Annotated in this window: 9 protein-coding genes; 7 read left to right on the top strand and 2 right to left on the bottom strand. The window is 62.0% G+C overall.

The genetic code is table 11. The annotated features are described in order from the left end of the window. Positions 1 to 63: 63 nt before the first annotated feature. Positions 64 to 1,322, bottom strand: a protein-coding gene (locus ACP7DW_RS16790; RefSeq protein ID WP_426055833.1) for an IS3 family transposase whose coding sequence is annotated in 2 segments (ribosomal slippage) — positions 64 to 974 and positions 974 to 1,322 — 1,260 coding nt in all. Because the reading frame shifts where the segments join, the coding sequence is not laid out codon by codon here. A gap of 531 nt (positions 1,323 to 1,853) precedes the next feature. Here ACP7DW_RS16790 and ACP7DW_RS16785 point away from each other — a divergent pair. Further along, on the top strand, positions 1,854 to 2,801 hold the full coding sequence (locus ACP7DW_RS16785; RefSeq protein ID WP_426055832.1) for an alpha/beta hydrolase: 948 nt from the start codon (positions 1,854 to 1,856) through the stop codon (positions 2,799 to 2,801). Positions 2,802 to 3,000: 199 nt separating this feature from the next. Further along, positions 3,001 to 3,411: a GNAT family N-acetyltransferase gene (locus ACP7DW_RS16780; protein WP_426055831.1), complete on the top strand. Its 411-nt coding sequence runs from the start codon at positions 3,001 to 3,003 to the stop codon at positions 3,409 to 3,411. 54 nt (positions 3,412 to 3,465) lie between these two features. Here the strand turns inward: ACP7DW_RS16780 and ACP7DW_RS16775 are convergent, their stop codons facing one another. Then, on the bottom strand, positions 3,466 to 4,527 hold the full coding sequence (locus ACP7DW_RS16775) for an NAD(P)H-dependent flavin oxidoreductase (protein WP_426055830.1): 1,062 nt from the start codon (positions 4,525 to 4,527) through the stop codon (positions 3,466 to 3,468). 87 nt (positions 4,528 to 4,614) lie between these two features. Here ACP7DW_RS16775 and ACP7DW_RS16770 point away from each other — a divergent pair, with 87 nt between their 5' ends. The 5 genes from ACP7DW_RS16770 (at position 4,615) to ACP7DW_RS16750 (ending at position 17,686) form a co-directional block, all read left to right on the top strand. After that, complete coding sequence (locus tag ACP7DW_RS16770) at positions 4,615 to 5,517, top strand: LysR family transcriptional regulator (protein WP_426055829.1); 903 nt, start codon at positions 4,615 to 4,617, stop codon at positions 5,515 to 5,517. A 189-nt stretch (positions 5,518 to 5,706) separates the two neighbouring features. Continuing rightward, on the top strand, positions 5,707 to 6,684 hold the full coding sequence (locus tag ACP7DW_RS16765) for an IS481 family transposase (protein ID WP_426055828.1): 978 nt from the start codon (positions 5,707 to 5,709) through the stop codon (positions 6,682 to 6,684). 127 nt (positions 6,685 to 6,811) lie between these two features. Beyond that, a complete protein-coding gene (locus tag ACP7DW_RS16760; RefSeq protein WP_426055827.1) occupies positions 6,812 to 7,660 on the top strand; it encodes a phage tail protein in 849 nt (282 codons plus the stop codon). 169 nt (positions 7,661 to 7,829) lie between these two features. Then, complete coding sequence (locus ACP7DW_RS16755; protein ID WP_426055826.1) at positions 7,830 to 8,774, top strand: tetratricopeptide repeat protein; 945 nt, start codon at positions 7,830 to 7,832, stop codon at positions 8,772 to 8,774. 71 nt (positions 8,775 to 8,845) lie between these two features. After that, positions 8,846 to 17,686, top strand: a complete 8,841-nt coding sequence (locus tag ACP7DW_RS16750) for a YDG domain-containing protein (RefSeq protein ID WP_426085221.1) — start codon at positions 8,846 to 8,848, stop codon at positions 17,684 to 17,686. Positions 17,687 to 17,690 lie beyond the last annotated feature (4 nt).

Here is a 17,690-nt window from a genome sequence, read left to right as displayed (position 1 = left end):
CGCGGGGCGGGGCAAGATGAACAATTTGATCTTGCCCCCGTATAACCGGACACAGCCAATCGTTTAGTTAGCGCCGCTTTCCTGAGCCCGGCGCGCCAGCTCCCTCCTGAACATGCGAGGTGATTTCCATTTCAACGACGAATGCGGATGGACCTCGTTGAAGTGCATAAAGGCGTCTGGCAGTTGAGCCAGAACGATTTCTGCGCTGCTGCGGTCCATCAAGTTCACGTAGTCCCGTTTAAACGTGTTCACGAAGCTTTCAGCAATGCCGTTCGACTGCGGGCTGCATACCGGCGTGTGCACCGGTTCAATCCCAAGTGCGCGCACCAGCGCGTGCGTTTCATGCGCTCGATAGGCGCCGCCGTTGTCGCTCAAGAATTCCAGCCTGGTCGAGCCGACGCTGGCCTGGCCGAATCTTGTCTCGACCGCTTCCACCAGCATGTCGCGCACGGGCTCGCCAGGCAGGCCACGTTCGGCCCACGCACGCCAGGCAATGATTTCTCGGTCACAGCAATCCTTCATGAACACACCGGTCACCACTTCGCCGTTGTCGCAGGCGATCTCGAAGCCGTCCGAGCACCAGCGCTGATTGGGTTCGTCCACCGCCACCACGCCATTGTGCACGCGGCTGCTTACTGGGCGTTTGGGCGCCTTGGGTAGCAGCAAACTGTTCGCTTTCATCACGCGATAAAACCGCTTGTGATTGATTGCTGGCAGGCCCATCAAGGCGCGCGTGCGGTTGACCAGAGCGCCAGCCCGGCGGTAGCCATAGGTCGGCAGCGCCGTAATCTCGGCGCGCACGGCGTCGACCAGGATGGCGTCGGCAGGCTGGTGGAACGTCTGCATGGTGCGCCCGTCGATCCAGTCTGCGGGACGAACCAGCAGTTGGGCGACGTGTGAGCGCGCTACGCCAAGGGCAGAGCAGACCGGCTTCACTGGTCGTCTTTGCCCGACAAGGGCGAGCGCGCAATCCACTTTTTTTCGCGAGCGAACTCGACGGCCTCCTTCAGGATTTCCGCCTCCATCGTTTTCTTGCCGAGCATGCGCTGCAACTGGGCTATCTGTGCGCGCGCAGCGGCCAGTTCGCTCGCCGGCACCACCGATTCGCCAGCAGTGACCGCCGTTAGCGCGCCGTCCCGTTCGAGCTTGCGCCAGTTGAACAACTGGCTTGCACCGACGCCGTGCTTGCGAGCGACCAGCGACACGTTCATGCCTGGCTCGTAAGTCTCGCGTACCAGCGCCGCTTTTTCCTCGGCAGACCAGCGCCTGCGGCGCTCCTGGTTCACCGTCACCACCTCGATTGTTTGCTTGTTCCTAGTCATATGCACAGTCCTATTCCTATCCGTAAGAATAACGCATAGGCTGTGTCTGGTGAATCAAGGGGCTATTTCACAATTGAACATAGACCTTCTCCCTCATGATCCGCTCGTTCTGGTCGTTCGCTCACCTATCGAGGCCCTTTGCGCGCGCGCTACGCGATTCATTGTTAGTTGCTCAGGCGGCTCAATTGAACAGCCATCTGATGAACTTTTTTAATGCTAAACGATCTCAAAAGCAAGACAAGTAGGGCGAGCGCCTTACATGTACAACCGAACTCTGACCGACCGCAAAAGGGGCTATTGTGTTGAAAATGTCGAGCGGCAACAATTTCTGGATGGCTCGGACCTCCAAGCGGTCGGTGATCGTTCAATAGCGGCGGTTCTGGCCAGTCGAGGCTGACAGGTTTTCTATCTCAACATCAACGTACCTGCGTTTTTCAACACAATAGGCCAGAAGCAGTCAGTCAGATAGAATGACTGACTCTGATTTAGGCATCAAATTTTGTCGGCTCACCATGTCTGGAATGGAATTCTGTGAAATATCTTCTCAGTATGATTGCGGTGTTTGCTTGTACGAACGTGCACGCTGCTGCATGGCAGCCTGCCAGCGGACAGCAGCAATTGCCGATCTGGCCTGGAGTGATACCTGACGCGAAATCAGCCGCTGGACCGGAAGACGAGGTGACGTTACTGGAAGATCGGCTCATCGCAGGACGGCCCTGGCTGGAACTAAATAATGTCACGCGGCCGACGATGACAATTTACTCGCCGCAGGGAAGGAACACGGGCGCTGCCGTTATCGTTTTTCCCGGCGGAGGCTATTCGGCGCTGGCCATCGACCTGGAAGGAACGGAAGTTTGTGACTGGCTGACATCGATTGGTGTTACGTGCGTGCTGTTGAAATATCGTGTCCCCGGATCAGGTCCTCACTGGGACAAAATCCGTAATGTCCGTGTCATTCCCAAGACGCATACGGCGTTGCAAGATGCACAGAGAACGTTGGGCCTCGTTCACCATCATGCCGTTGACTGGAAAATTGACCCGAAGAAGATTGGCGTGCTCGGGTTTTCTGCCGGCGGTCACCTGGTCGCGTCAATCAGTACGCATCATCAGCGGATCTATGCGCCGGTCGACAAGGCAGACGAGGAAAGCTGTCGTCTCGATTTTGCAGTGTCTCTTTATCCTGGCCATATGTCGGTCAACTATAAAAATGACCTTTCAAAGCTGAACCCAAGTATTGAAGTGACCAGTCAAACACCTCCGACTTTCCTGCTGCATGCGCAAGACGATCCGGTAGACCCGGTAGAGTTTTCTCTTCTCTATTATGCGGCCCTGAAGCATGCGAATATACCCGTGGAGATGCATTTGTTCGCCGGGGGAGGGCACGCGTTTGGGCTCCGTCCTGCGCAGTTTCCAATCACGAAGTGGCCCACGTTGGTTGAAACGTGGCTGGGTACGATGGGAATGATACCCAGGAAATGACAATGCAACACAGTTGGAAAGAGCAACAATTTACATGAAGATTGAAATTCGACGCGCCGAGCCCACGGAACGCCAGATAGTCAGAAACCTGACAATGAGCAATGGCAGGGGCCGATATTCCCTGTCGACACGCACGTCACAGCGCCACTGGTTTGAATCGAGTCAACTTCCAGCGAAACCGCATCATACAATCTGCCCTATGAATATCAACTACACATCCGATCAGCCATGCGCCGAAGCGTTCAAGGCACTGTACGACACGACTGGCTGGGGGCCGGTATCACGCGGGACCGCGTTCTATCAAGAGGCACTTGACGGCTCCTGGTGTTCGCGATCCGCCTATTTTGGCGGCCGACTTGTTGGTTTTGTGCGTGTCATTTCGGATGGCCGCTTGCACGCGTTTGTCACCGAGATGATTGTTCACCCCGAATTTCAACAGCAGGGAATCGGAGCGGCTTTGCTCAGTTCCATTCTTGACGATTGTCGTGCCGCTGGTATTGCAGATATTCAGCTTTTCAGCGCCAAAGGCAAGTCGCTATTCTACGAAAAACTGGGATTTTCCTCACGACCCGAAGATGCGCCCGGCATGCAATTCAAGGCAGCCACCTGAGTACACTGCGGTCGCGGCGTCGAGCCAGATCTCTCTCTGGCCGGCATGCTGAAATTAATGCGCCATTTCCCTGGCCAAGGTCAACACCAATTCCTCCGCCCCCATTTCCCGCGCCAGCGGCGCGCCCTGGCCGGCCCATTGGGCGGCAAACTCGCTGTCGCCGTGCTGGCTGGCCAGCGCGTTCAATTGTTTTGCGGCATCGTAGGCGACGGGGTAGGCGGCCGGCGGCGGGCTGCCCGGCGTTTCGCCATGCTCGATCAGACGGTTTACCATGCCGCGCGCCAGGCGGCCCGAGAGCACGCTCGTCAGCCGGGTGGCCGCCGCCCGTTCGCTTTTCAGGTTGGCGCGGTAGCTGGCATTGGCCGACGATTCCGGGCATAGCACGAACGCCGTGCCCAGCTGGGCGGCCACGGCGCCCAGGTCCAGCGCGGCGCGGATGCCTTGTCCATCCATGATGCCGCCGGCGGCGATCAGGGGGAGCGTGGTGCGGCCGGCCAGCAGGCGCAGCAGCACGCTGGTGCTGTGGCGCTCGTCCGGCGCTTGCGGATCGAAGACGCCGCGATGCCCGCCTGCCTCCACGCCCTGCGCCACGATGGCGTCGACCCCCGCCTGTTCGATCAGGATCGCTTCGCGCACGCTGGTGGCCGTGGCCATCGTGTAGATGCCGGCCTGGCGCAGGGCGGCGATTTTCTCCGTCGCAGGCAAGCCGAAATGAAAGCTGACGACGGCGGGGCGCTGCTCCAGCAACAGGGCGAATGCCGCTTCATCGCCGACAAACGTTGGATAGATTTCATCGAGTTGCGTTGGCACGGGCGCGCCCAGCTGCGCAAACAGGGGCGCCAGATGCGCCAGCCAGGCCGCTTCGCGCCGCGCATCCCTGACCGCCGGCACATGGCAAAACACGTTGATATTGAAGGGGCGGTCCGTCAGCGCGCGCGTATCCATGATCATCTGCCGCGCCTGCGCCAAGCTGCCGGCGCCGATGCCCAGAGACCCCAGGCCACCCGCATGCGAGACGGCGGCGGCCAAGCGCGGCGTGGAGACGCCCGCCATCGGCGCCTGGATGATGGGCAATTGCAAGCCGAGGCGGTCGAGGAAGTGCTGGGACGTGGTCATGATGTTTCCTTCATCAAGTTGAGGATGCCGCATTTAATTCTTATTCTAAGAATATAATAGCATAATCATTCTCAAAGAAAGAACACGATGGAAATGGCGTCATTGACGATTTTTTGTGCCGTGGCCAGTGAGTTGAGCGTCACCCAGGCCGCAGCCCGGCTGGGCCGCGCGCCGTCCAGCGTCACCACGCGCATCCAGCAGCTGGAAGCTGATATCGGCGCGCAACTGTTCGTGCGCACCAATAAACGCATGGCACTGACGGCGGCGGGCGAGCGCTTTCTCGAGTACGCGCAGCGCCTGCTGGCGCTGGCGGAAGAGGCCAGGCATGTCGTCACGGGCGGGCGCGAAGGGGGCACCTTGCGCGTCGGCAGCATGGAAAGCACGGCGGCCAGCCGCCTGCCGGCGCTGCTGGCCGCGTATCACGCCCGGTTTCCGGCGACGCGCCTGGCGCTGAGCACGGGGCCGTCGCGCCCCCTGATCGAGCAAGTACGCACGGGTTTACTCGACTGTGCCTTCGTGGCCTTGCCGCCAGCGTTCGGCGGCGCCGCCGCGCTGGATGAACTTGGCCTGGCATCGACATCCGTGTGGCGCGAGGAACTGTGTTTGCTGCTGCCGGCCAGCGAAGGGCCGGTGCGCCGCGCCGTGGACGTGCGCACGCGCTCGCTGGCAGCGTTTCCGCAGGGCTGCACCTACCGCGGCATCGCCGAAGAGGTGCTGGGCGTGGCCTGCAGCACGCAGTGGCGCGTGCAGGAAATGACTTCGTATCACACCATGATCGCCTGCGTGGCGGCTGGCGCGTGCGTGAGCTTGTTGCCGGCCAGTGTGCTGGCGCTGTCGGACGCGCCAGCTACCCTGACAACACTTTTGGTTGGGCAAGCCGACACCTTGCTGGTGTGGCGCGCGGGATTCGACGTGCCCGCCTTTCAACACTTGCTGGCGCAGCTTGGTGTGAAGTTGCAAGAGCTTATTCGGACTGGATCTGAGCCGTGACATCGGGGCCTGAAATGATGTTTTAATGTAACGAATAACAAAATATACATAGGTGTTTAGTTTCGTGCGATCATATTCCTCGTCGCAGCATGCCCCTGTTCCGGGCCAGAGCGGCGCTTGACGAGTTGATCCGTGGTTTTCCACCGAGATCGTCCCACCGGTTATAGCGCATCGCATAAACTTCAGTCCATGAGCTCACGCATTCATCCCCAAGCCCGCACAACCCCGAAAATCCGGCAGGAAATCAAGAACTCCGGACTGTCCGACCGCGAAGCCGCCAAGGTTTTCAATATCACCCGTGCCACGGCTGCCAAGTGGCTTAAGCGGGACGATGTACAAGACCGTTCGCACCGGGCCCATACGCTGCATACCACGCTGAGCGCGACGCAGGAGGCCATCGTGCTGTCACTGCGCCAGTCGCTCTATCTGCCGCTTGACGACCTGCTGTACATTACCCGGCAATACATCAATCCCGACGTCTCGCGCTCAGGCATTGCCCGTTTGCTCAAGCGCGAAGGCATGGCCCGCCTGGAAGATGTCATTCCAAAGGCTGAGGGCGAAACGATCTCGGCCAAGAAGACCTTCAAGGACTACGAACCCGGCTTTGTTCACGTCGACATCAAATACTTGCCGCAGATGCCAGACGAAACCTCGCGCCGCTATCTGTTCGTGGCCATCGACCGCGCCACGCGTTGGGTGTTCCTGCATATCTACGGTGACATGACAGACAAAAGCAGCGTCGACTTCCTGCGCCGGCTCAAGCTGGCCTCGCCGATCAAGATCATTAAACTGCTGACCGACAACGGCTCGCAATTCACCGACCGCTTCACAACCAAGGACAGGAAGCCCAGTGGCCAGCACGCCTTCGATAAAGTCTGCACCGCCATGGGCATCGCACACCGCCTGGCACCGCCCCGGCATCCGCAAACGAATGGCATGGTCGAACGATTCAACGGCCGTATCAGCGAACTATTGCAGCAGACCCGATTCGACAGCCGGGCCGACCTGGAGACGACCTTGCTCAACTATTTAAAGCTTTACAACCACCACATTCCACAACGGGCCATCGGTGCCAAAACACCCATCCAGGCGCTCAAAGAATGGCAGCAAAAGAAACCGGAACTATTCGTCAAGCGCGTTTATGATCAAACGGGACTGGACACATAGGCACGGCCACGCATTTTAAATTATTATTGGCAACAATTAATTTACTGGTTCGTCAAATACCTTGCGGGTAAAAAGTTATTAAATAAATCATAATCACCAGGCCATCTATCATATCAAGGAGAGTAAGTTGAAATCATTCGTCAGGAATCGTGTTTCTAACGTCGCCCTGTTCGCTGGTGTGCTTGCGGCGGCCTGGAGTCCCGCCAGTTTCGCCTGCTCCGATACGCCGGTGCTGGCGAGTATTTGCGTCATGGCCGTGCCGTTCACGTTCGGTCCTTTTAATCGCCAGTATGTGCTCGCTGCCGGGCAGGATTTAGCGATCAATAACTATACGGCGCTGTACTCCCTGATCGGTACCACTTATGGCCAACTCAATAATATGACCTTCAAGCTGCCCGACCTGCGCGGCAGGTTCGTGATCGCTGCCGACGGCGTCAATTACAACGCGGGCGCTAAAGGCGGGAATAATGCCATCAGCCTGTCGACAGCCCAGTTGCCGCCGCATTTGTTCACCGTGAGCGCGCTTCCTGTCGCCCTGAATGGGGTGACCGTTGCCACGGTATTGCCTACGCTGAACGCCACGGTCAATATCGCCAGCAGCGTCGCCACCGGCACGGTGTCGGATCTGAAACTGAACGTGGTCGGTGGTTCGGGCGGTGTCACTTCGCCATCGGGTAACTATCTCGGCAAGAGCACCAGCCCTCTCGTCAACGTCTATTCCAGTGCGACGCCCGATGCCACGCTCAATGCCGGCGCCATCAGCGGCGGCAATGTGTCGGTAACGGTTCCTTCCAGTACCGCAACGGCTAGCGTGCCAGGCGGCGCAGTTATGGCAGGAGCCGTGGGCGGCACTGCGACCGTCAGCGGCAACACCAATGTCGTCGGGACGGGTGCGCCGATTGATATCAGGCCGTCGTATATCGCATTGACGTATTACATCGCGGCGCAAAATGGCCTGTATCCGAGCCGCGACTAAGACTAACTAAGTAATGCTGATGCTGTGCTGGTCGGCAACGAGGCGCACCAGCCGCGCCTCATTGCCTGCCGGGACAGCGCCTGCGTCCGTCACTGGAGATGCTGCAGTGGCTGAGCAGGCCACCAATAACGATTTTAGCCGGGATGCTGTTGTGCGTAATGTTGATGCAATGATCACTGCCGCGCTGTTTGCGGTCACGCTGAACGCGGGCGCCGCTCCGCGCGACCTTTCCGCCGAGTTAAAACGCGCCAACAAGGCCCTGGCAGCGCACGATTATGGGCTGGCGTACAAGGAGTATGCGCGCGTTGCCGCCGGCAATCCTTTGGCGCAATTTAACCTGGGACTGATCGAACGCGAGGGCTGGGGACGCCCACGCGATGCTGTCGCCGCCTGTGCCTGGTTCGGCAAGGCGGCGCAAGGCAAGACCCCGGCGGCGCAACAGTTTTTCGGCGATTGCCTGGCAAGCGGCACCGGGCGGGCGGCCGATGGCAAGGCTGCCGTGGCGTGGTATCAGAAGGCGGCGCAATCAGGCATCGCGTATGCGAACTGCTCCGCCGGGGAACTGTATATCCGTGGCCAGGTCGTCGACAAGGATGTCGCGCGCGGCCTGGCCCTGTGTGCGCAAGCGGCGCAAGCCGGCTCGGCGCCGGCCATGTTGCGCCTTGCCGACTATTACAAAGACGATCAGGATGTGCCGCAAGACCTGGCGGCTGCGCGCTACTGGTATCAGCAGGCGGCGGAACACCGTTTGGTGGTGGCCCAATACCGCCTCGGTGTGATGCTGGGACAGGGCGAGGGCGGCGCCGCCAACCCGGCCCTGGCCTTGTTCTGGCTCGAACATGCGGCCGTCGAAGGGTATGCGCCCGCTTATTTGCCGGTGGCCATTTTGTATGGCAACAGCGCGCCGGACCCTGCCACCGGCGCGCTGACGCCGGACAGCCTGGCAAAGATTTACATGTGGAGCCGCGCGGCCAAAGCCAGCACCAGCAAGCCGGCGGACATCGCTGAAATCGAAGGTATTGAACAACTGCTGCAGCAAGTGATGCCACCGCAGTGGAAACCCGAGCTCGACCGCCGCGTAGCCGAGCATCTGAATAAATTTACTGTTAAATAAAATCAAACACAGGCGCCGCCGTTGCTGGCGCAGCGCGCCGTTCACCAGGGAAAATCACCATGCATGCTTCCATGAACAGAATCTATCGACTCGTCTGGAGTCACGTCCACCAAACCTGGGTGGCCGTCCACGAACGCGCCAGGGGCAAGGGCAAGTCGGCCAATCGCCGCCTCATCGCCAGCGTGTTGCTGGCCGCCTCACACTCGGCCATGGCGGGGCCGACCGGCGGCCAGGTTACCGCCGGCAACGGCACCATCAACCAGAACGGCGCCACCACCACGGTGACGCAAGCGAGCCAGAACCTGTCATTGAACTGGCAGTCGTTCAATACCAGCAGCGGCGAAACCGTCAATTTTGTCCAGCCGTCGGCCAGCGCGATTGCCGTCAACCGTATCGGCGGCAATAGCGCCACCCAATTCTACGGTGCGCTCAACGCCAACGGCCAGGTTTATCTGATCAATCCGAATGGCGTGCTGTTTGGCGCCGGATCGCAAATCAACGTCGGCGGCCTGGTGGCGTCGACGCTCGACACCGGCGACGCCGGCCTCGGCGGCGCCACGCGCCGATTCACGGGCAGCGGCACCGGCAGCATCATCAACCAGGGCGCCATCAATACCGGCAACGGCGGTTATGTTGCCTTCATCGGCAACCAGGTCAGTAATTCGGGGACGATCAACGCCAGGGCGGGTACGGTGGCGCTGGGCGCGGGCAGCGACGTCACGCTGTCGTTTTCCGGCGATAGCCTGGTTCAGCTGCAAGTGAACCAGGGCACGCTGAACAATCTGGCTGAAAATGGTGGTCTGATCAATGCCGACGGCGGCGCGGTCTGGCTGTCGGCCGGCGCCAGGAATACCCTGCTGGCCAGCGTGGTCAACAACACGGGTATTATTCAGGCGCGCAGCGTGCAGAATGTCAACGGGGTGATTGTGCTGGAGGCCGGCAGCGCTGGCGCCGCTGGCAATAGCGGCACGCTCGATGCTTCCGGTCTCGGACACGGCGAAACGGGCGGCGCCGTGAAAGTGCTTGGCGGCGCCGTCACACTGGCAGCCGGCAGTCTGACCGATGTTTCAGGCAACGCCGGCGGCGGCACCGCACTCATTGGAGGAAATTTCCTCGACGCCGGCGCCGAGCAAAACGCGCACACCACGACAGTCGCAGCGGGCGCCTCGATCAAGGCCGATGCCATGACCGCCGGTAACGGCGGAAGTGTTGCGGTCTGGTCGGATGGCGCCACGCAGTTCAACGGCAGCATCACGGCACGCGGGGGCAGCGCTGCCGGCAACGGCGGCCAGGTGGAAACTTCCGGCAAGAGCTTGAACATCAACGCCAGCGCCGCTGTCAATACAGCATCGCCCCATGGCGTGGCAGGCGACTGGCTGCTGGACCCCGATGATATTACGATAGGCAATAACAGTGTCTTTAATAACGGGTTGAATGGTGTTTCCTACCCGATCAATGTCGACACGCGCGTTTTGTCGGCTGCGCTCAACAATGGCAACGTGACCATCAAGACCACCGGATCTTCGGCCAGTTGCACGGGCACGCCGACGTGTACGGGAGTGTCCGGCAATGGCGATATCATCGTGCTCGATTTGATTGGCAGCACGGCTGACTATAACAACGGCAATCTAGGCGTTCTTTGGGAGAGCGGTGACAAAACGCTCACGCTGAGTGCCTACCGCGACATTTATTTCAAAACAACAAGTAATGTGAAATATGGCGCCCCCGGCAACCCCAGCATGGATACGTTTGAAGGAGGTGTCTTCTCTTACGGCTCAGGCAACGTCGTGCTGAGGGCGGACAATACCGCCACAGGGACAGGCACGGTCAGGTTTGAAGGTCAACACCTGAACTCCCTTTATTTGAATGATATTAGAAGCACCATCTCCATCTATTACAATCCGAGCAGCTATAACACTCCGACGCCCTATGCCAATTATATGGCCAGTGACGCCAGTCAACTGACGGCCTATATGGCCATCAATGTGGGCGGCACGGCTGCCTCCAAGATTTACGATGGTTCCAATACGGCGTCCGTGTCAGGGCTGACTCCCGCGGTGGCGCTGCCGAGCGGACTGTCGCTCAATACCGCCAGTGCGCAGGCCACCTTTGCCAACAAGAATGTCGGCGCCAACAAGGCCGTCAACATCACCGGCGTTTTCGCTATGGGCACCAATGCCGCCACCACCATCAACAGCGATGGCGCCACCGTCATCAGCTACAACAGCAACAACTACTTCATCAGCGGTCTCGACAGCAAGACCGCCACGATCACGGCCAAAACCGTCAACCTTAACGGCCTGACGGCCAACAGCAAAACCTATGATGGCACCACTTCGGCCACGCTGTCCGGCAGCGCCAGTGTCGCCGCCGGTATCGTCAACGGTGACAGCGTCACGCTCGGTACCGGTAGCGCCACCTTTGCCGATGCCAATGCAGGCATTGGCAAGGCCGTCACCGTCACCGGCTATGCGCTGACCGGTGTCGATGCCGGCAACTACGTGATCACCCTGCCGACCGGCCTGACCGCCAACATCAACAAGGCTGATCTGACCTTGGCGGGCACCAAGACCTACGATGGCACGACGTCGGTGGCGGGCAGCACCTTGACGGCGACCGGCGTGGCCGGACAGACCTTCAGCGTCACCGGCGCCGGCGACGCCTCGAATTTGAGCAGCAAGAATGTGCAAAGCGGCGCGGCGCTCGCCAGCGCCACGGGCTTGAGCCTGGGCAGCAGCAGCAACGGCGGCCTGGCCAGCAACTACAACGCGATTGGCATGGCCGGCAGCAGCTATACGGTCACTGCCAAAGGCATCACGCTGACCGGCATCAGCGCGGTCGATAAAATCTACGACGCCACCACCACGGCCGCGCTCAACGCCGCCAGCGTCGGCTACTCGGGCCTGATTTCGGGCGACGTGGTGTCGCTGGCCGGCAGCGGCACAGGCAGTTTTGCGACGAAGAACGTCGGTGTCAACAAGGCCGTGACGGTCAGCGGCTACACGCTGTCGGGGCTAGATGCCGGCAACTACGTGGTGACCCAGCCGACCGGCCTGACGGCCAGCATCAGCAAGGCCAATCTGGCGGTGTCGGGCATTGCGGCCGCCAATAAAACGTATAACGCCACCACGGGCGCGACCCTGAGCGGCGCGGCCACCGTGACCGCACTGGGCAGCGACATCGTGTCGGTGGCGGGCACCGGCACCGGCAGCTTTGCCGACGCCAATGCCGGCAGCAACAAGGCGGTCAGCGTGACGGGCTATACGCTCAATGGCGCTGACGCCGGCAACTACAACCTGGTGCAGCCGGCCGGCGTGACCGCTACCATCAACAAGGCCGATGTCATCGTGTCCGGCAGCAAAACCTACGACGGCGCCACGTCGGTGGCGGGCAGCACCTTGACGGCGACCGGCGTGGCCGGACAGACCTTCAGCGTCACCGGGGCCGGTAACGCCTCGAATTTGAGCAGCAAGAATGTGCAAAGCGGTGCGGCGCTCGCCAGCACCACGGGCTTGAGCCTGGGCAGCAGCAGCAACGGCGGCCTGGCCAGCAACTACAACGCGCCTGGCGTGGCCGGCAGCAGTTACACGGTGACCGCCAAAGGCATCACGCTGACCGGCATCAGCGCGGTCGATAAAATCTACGACGCCACCACCACGGCCGCGCTCAACGCCGCCAGCGTCGGCTACTCGGGCCTGATTTCGGGCGACGTGGTGTCGCTGGCCGGCAGCGGCACAGGCAGTTTTGCGACGAAGAACGTCGGTGTCAACAAGGCCGTGACGGTGAGCGGCTATACGCTGTCCGGCGCCGACGCCGGCAACTACGTGGTGACCCAGCCGACCGGCCTGACGGCCAGCATCAGCAAGGCCAATCTGGCGGTGTCGGGTATTGCGGCCGCCAATAAAACGTATAACGCCACCACGGGCGCGACCCTGAGCGGCGCGGCCAGCGTGACCGCACTGGGCAGCGACATCGTGTCGGTGGCGGGCACCGGCACCGGCAGCTTTGCCGACGCGAATGCCGGCAGCAACAAGGCGGTCAGCGTGACGGGCTATACGCTCAATGGCGCTGACGCCGGCAACTACAACCTGGTGCAGCCGGCCGGCGTGACCGCTACCATCAACAAGGCGGATGTCATCGTGTCCGGCAGCAAAACCTACGACGGCGCCACGTCGGTGGCGGGCAGCACCTTGACGGCGACCGGCGTGGCCGGCCAGACCTTCACCGTCACCGGGGCCGGTGACGCCGCCAATCTTGCCAGTAAGAATGTGCAAGTTGGAACGGTGCTCAGCAGCCTCACGGGCCTCAGTCTTGGTACCAGCAGCAATGGAGGATTGTCGAGCAACTACAATGCGCTCAGCACCGCTGGCAGCAGCTATATGGTCACTGCCAAAGGCATCACGCTGACTGGCATCAGCGCGGTCGATAAAATCTACGACGCCAATACCACGGCCGCGCTCAACACCGCCAGCGTTGGCTACTCGGGCCTGATTTCGGGCGATTCGGTGTCGCTGGCCGGCAGCGGCACGGGCAGTTTTGCGACGAAGAACGTCGGTGTCAACAAGACCGTGACGGTGAGCGGCTATACGCTGTCGGGCGCCGACGCGGGCAACTACGTGGTGACGCAACCCTCCGGCCTGACGGCCAGCATCAGCAAGGCCAATCTGGTGGTGTCGGGTATCGCGGCCGCCAATAAAACGTATGACGCCACCACGGGCGCGACCCTGAGCGGCGCGGCCAGCGTGACCGCACTGGGCGGCGACAGTGTGTCGGTGGCGGGCACCGGCACCGGCAGCTTTGCCGACGCCAATGCCGCCAGCAACAAGGCGGTCAGCGTGACGGGCTATACGCTCAATGGCGCTGACGCCGGCAACTACAACCTGGTGCAGCCGGCCGGCGTGACCGCCAACATCAACAAGGCTGATCTGACCTTGGCGGGCAGCAAAACCTACGATGGCACGACGTCGGTGGCGGGCGGCACCTTGACAGCGACCGGCGTGGCCGGACAGACCTTCACCGTCACCGGCGCCGGTGACGCCGCCAATCTTGCCAGTAAGAATGTGCAAGTTGGAACGGTGCTCAGCAGCCTCACGGGCCTCAGTCTTGGTACCAGCAGCAATGGAGGATTGTCGAGCAACTACAATGCGCTCAGCACCGCTGGCAGCAGCTATATGGTCACTGCCAAAGGCATCACGCTGACCGGCATCAGCGCGGTCGATAAAACCTATGACGCCAATACCACGGCCGCGCTCAACACCGCCAGCGTTGGCTACTCGGGCCTGATTTCGGGCGACTCGGTGTCGCTGGCCGGCAGCGGCACGGGCAATTTTTTGACGAAGGATGTGGGTGTCAATAAGCCGGTGACCGTGAGCGGCTATACGCTGTCGGGCGCCGACGCGGGCAACTACGTGGTGACGCAACCGACCGGCTTGACGGCCAGCATCAGCAAGGCCAGCCTGGTGGTGTCGGGCATCGCCGCCGCCAATAAAACGTATGACGCCACCACCGGCGCGACCCTGAGCGGCACGGCCGCCGTGAGCGCGCTGGGTCGCGACAGCGTCTCGGTGATTGGCTCCGGTGCCGGCAGCTTTGACGACGCGAATGCCGCCAGCAACAAGGCGGTCAGCGTGACCGGCTATACGCTCACTGGCGCTGACGCCGGCAATTACGACGTAGTGCAGCCGAACGCGGTGAGAGCCACCATCAACAAGGCGGATGTCATCGTGTCCGGCAGCAAAACCTACGATGGCACGACGTCGGTGGCGGGCAGCACCTTGACGGCGACCGGCGTGGCCGGCCAGACCTTCAGCGTCACCGGGGCCGGCGACGCCTCGAATTTGAGCAGCAAGAACGTGCAAAGCGGTGCGGCGCTTGCCAGCACCACGGGCTTGAGCCTGGACAGCAGCAGCAACGGCGGCCTGGCAAGCAACTACAACGCGCCTGGCGTGGCCGGCAGCAGTTACACGGTGACCGCCAAAGGCATCACGCTGACCGGCATCAGCGCGGTCGATAAAACCTATGATGCCAATACCACGGCCGCGCTCAACACCGCCAGCGTCGGCTACTCGGGCCTGATCAACGGCGACACGGTGTCGCTGGCCGGCAGCGGCACGGGCAGCTTTGCGGACAAGAACGTCGGCGCCAACAAGGCCGTGACGGTGAGCGGCTACACCCTGTCGGGCGCCGACGCGGGCAACTACGTGGTGACGCAACCGACCGGCTTGACGGCCAGCATCAGCAAGGCCAGCCTGGTGGTGTCGGGCATCGCCGCCGCCAATAAAACGTATGACGCCACCACCGGCGCGACCCTGAGCGGCACGGCCGCCGTGAGCGCGCTGGGTCGCGACAGCGTCTCGGTGATTGGCTCCGGTGCCGGCAGCTTTGACGACGCGAATGCCGGCAGCAACAAGGCGGTCAGCGTGACGGGCTATACGCTCACTGGCGCTGACGCCGGCAATTACGACGTAGTGCAGCCGAACGCGGTGAGAGCCACCATCAACAAGGCGGATGTCATCGTGTCCGGCAGCAAAACCTACGATGGCACGACGTCGGTGGCGGGCAGCACCTTGACGGCGACCGGCGTGGCCGGCCAGACCTTCAGCGTCACCGGGGCCGGCGACGCCTCGAATTTGAGCAGCAAGAACGTGCAAAGCGGTGCGGCGCTTGCCAGCACCACGGGCTTGAGCCTGGACAGCAGCAGCAACGGCGGCCTGGCCAGCAACTACAACGCGCCTGGCGTGGCCGGCAGCAGTTACACCGTGACCGCCAAAGGCATCACGCTGACCGGCATCAGCGCGGTCGATAAAACCTATGATGCCAATACCGACGCGGCCCTGAGCGGCACGGCCGCCGTGGCGGCCCTGGGCAGCGACAGCGTGTCAGTAGTTGGCGTGGGCACGGGACGCTTTGCGGACAAGAACGCCGGCGCCAACAAGGCGGTGACCGTGAGCGGCTACACCCTGGCCGGGCTGGATGCCGGCAACTATGTGGTGACGCAACCGAGCGGGCTGACGGCGACCATCAACAAGGCCAGCCTGGCCGTATCGGGCATCGCCGCCGTCGATAAAACCTATGACGCCACCACCGGCGCGGCCCTGAGCGGCACGGCCGCCGTGGCCGCCCTGGGCAGCGACAGCGTCACGGTCGCGGGTATCGGTGCCGCCAGCTTTGCGGACAAGAACGCCGGCGCCAACAAGGCGGTGACCGTGAACGGCTACACCCTGGCCGGCGCAGACGCGGGCAACTATGTGGTCGAGCAACCGAGCGGCCTGACGGCCACCATCAACAAGGCCAGCCTGGCGGTATCGGGCATCGCCGCCGTCGATAAAACCTATGACGCCACCACCGGCGCGGCTCTGAGCGGCACGGCCGCCGTGGCGGCCCTGGGCAGTGACAGCGTGTCGGTAGCTGGCGTGGGCGTGGGACGCTTTGCGGACAAGAACGCCGGCGCCAACAAGGCGGTGAGCGTGAGCGGCTACACGCTGGCCGGCGCAGACGCGGGCAACTACGTGGTGACGCAACCGAGCGGGCTGACGGCGACCATCAACAAGGCCAGCCTGGCCGTATCGGGCATCGCCGCCGTCGATAAAACCTATGACGCCACCACCGGCGCGGCCCTGAGCGGCACTGCCGCCGTGGCGGCCCTGGGCCGCGACAGCGTCACGGTCGCGGGTATCGGTGCCGGCAGCTTTGCGGACAAGAACGCCGGCGCCAACAAGGCGGTGACCGTGAGCGGCTACACCCTGGCCGGCGCAGACGCGGGCAACTATGTGGTCGAGCAACCGAGCGGCCTGACGGCCACCATCAACAAGGCCAGCCTGGCGGTATCGGGCATCGCCGCCGTCGATAAAACCTATGACGCCACCACCGGCGCGGCTCTGAGCGGCACGGCCGTCGTGGCGGCCCTGGGCAGTGACAGCGTGTCGGTAATTGGCACGGGCACGGGCAGCTTTGCGGACAAGAACGCCGGCGCCAACAAGGCGGTGAGCGTGAGCGGCTATACGCTGTCGGGCGCAGATGCCGGCAACTATGTGGTGACGCAACCATCCGGCCTGACGGCGACCATCAACAAGGCCAGTCTGGCCGTATCGGGCATCGCCGCCATCGATAAAACCTATGATGCCACCACCGGCGCGGCCCTGAGCGGCACGGCCGCCGTGGCGGCCCTGGGCAGCGACAGCGTGTCGGTCACGGGGGCGGGCGTGGCCAGCTTTGCGGACAAGAACGCCGGCGCCAACAAGGCGGTCAGCGTGAGCGGCTACACCCTGGCCGGCGCAGACGCGGGCAACTATGTGGTGACGCAACCGAGCGGCCTGACGGCGAGCATTGCCCGTGCAGCGCTGACGGTCAGTGGCATCACTGCAGCCGATAAAGTTTTTGACGGTAGTACTGCCGCCACGGTCAGCACCGCCAATGCGACGCTGGCAGGCAAGTTTGCTTCGGATGACATCACACTCGCGTCGACAGGCCAGTTTTCCGACGCCGCCGCTGGTGTTGGCAAGACGGTCAATCTGAGCAGCACTTATGGCGGTGCCGATATCGGCAATTACCTCGTTACCGGACAAGCACAGGCAATCGCCAGCATCGCGGGAGGGCCTGTCGTTGTGCCCGACACGCCGGCGCAGCAAGTTCAGAGCGCGGTGGCGCAAGTGCAGTCGTCCTTGCTGCCGCCGCAAGCCCTGGCGCAGCCGCAACTATTGAGCCTGTCCACGACCTTGGTGGTACAGCAGCTGACTGACTCCGGCAGCAGCAGCAATAGCAACAGCAACAGCGACAGCAAAGAGAGCTCGAAAGAAACGCTGGGCCTGCCGTTGATCAATACGGCAACAGGATTTGGCACGCCCGCGCCGATGCTGAAAATTCAAAATGGCGGCATGCAATTGCCGCTCGTTGCTACCAGCAGTAAAGAGTGAAGAC

Origin of the sequence: Janthinobacterium sp. PSRC1-1 (assembly GCF_049897525.1) — a bacterium.
Taxonomy (GTDB): Bacteria; Pseudomonadota; Gammaproteobacteria; order Burkholderiales; family Burkholderiaceae_D; genus Janthinobacterium; species Janthinobacterium tructae.
This window is presented reverse-complemented; position numbering and strand designations above follow the sequence as displayed.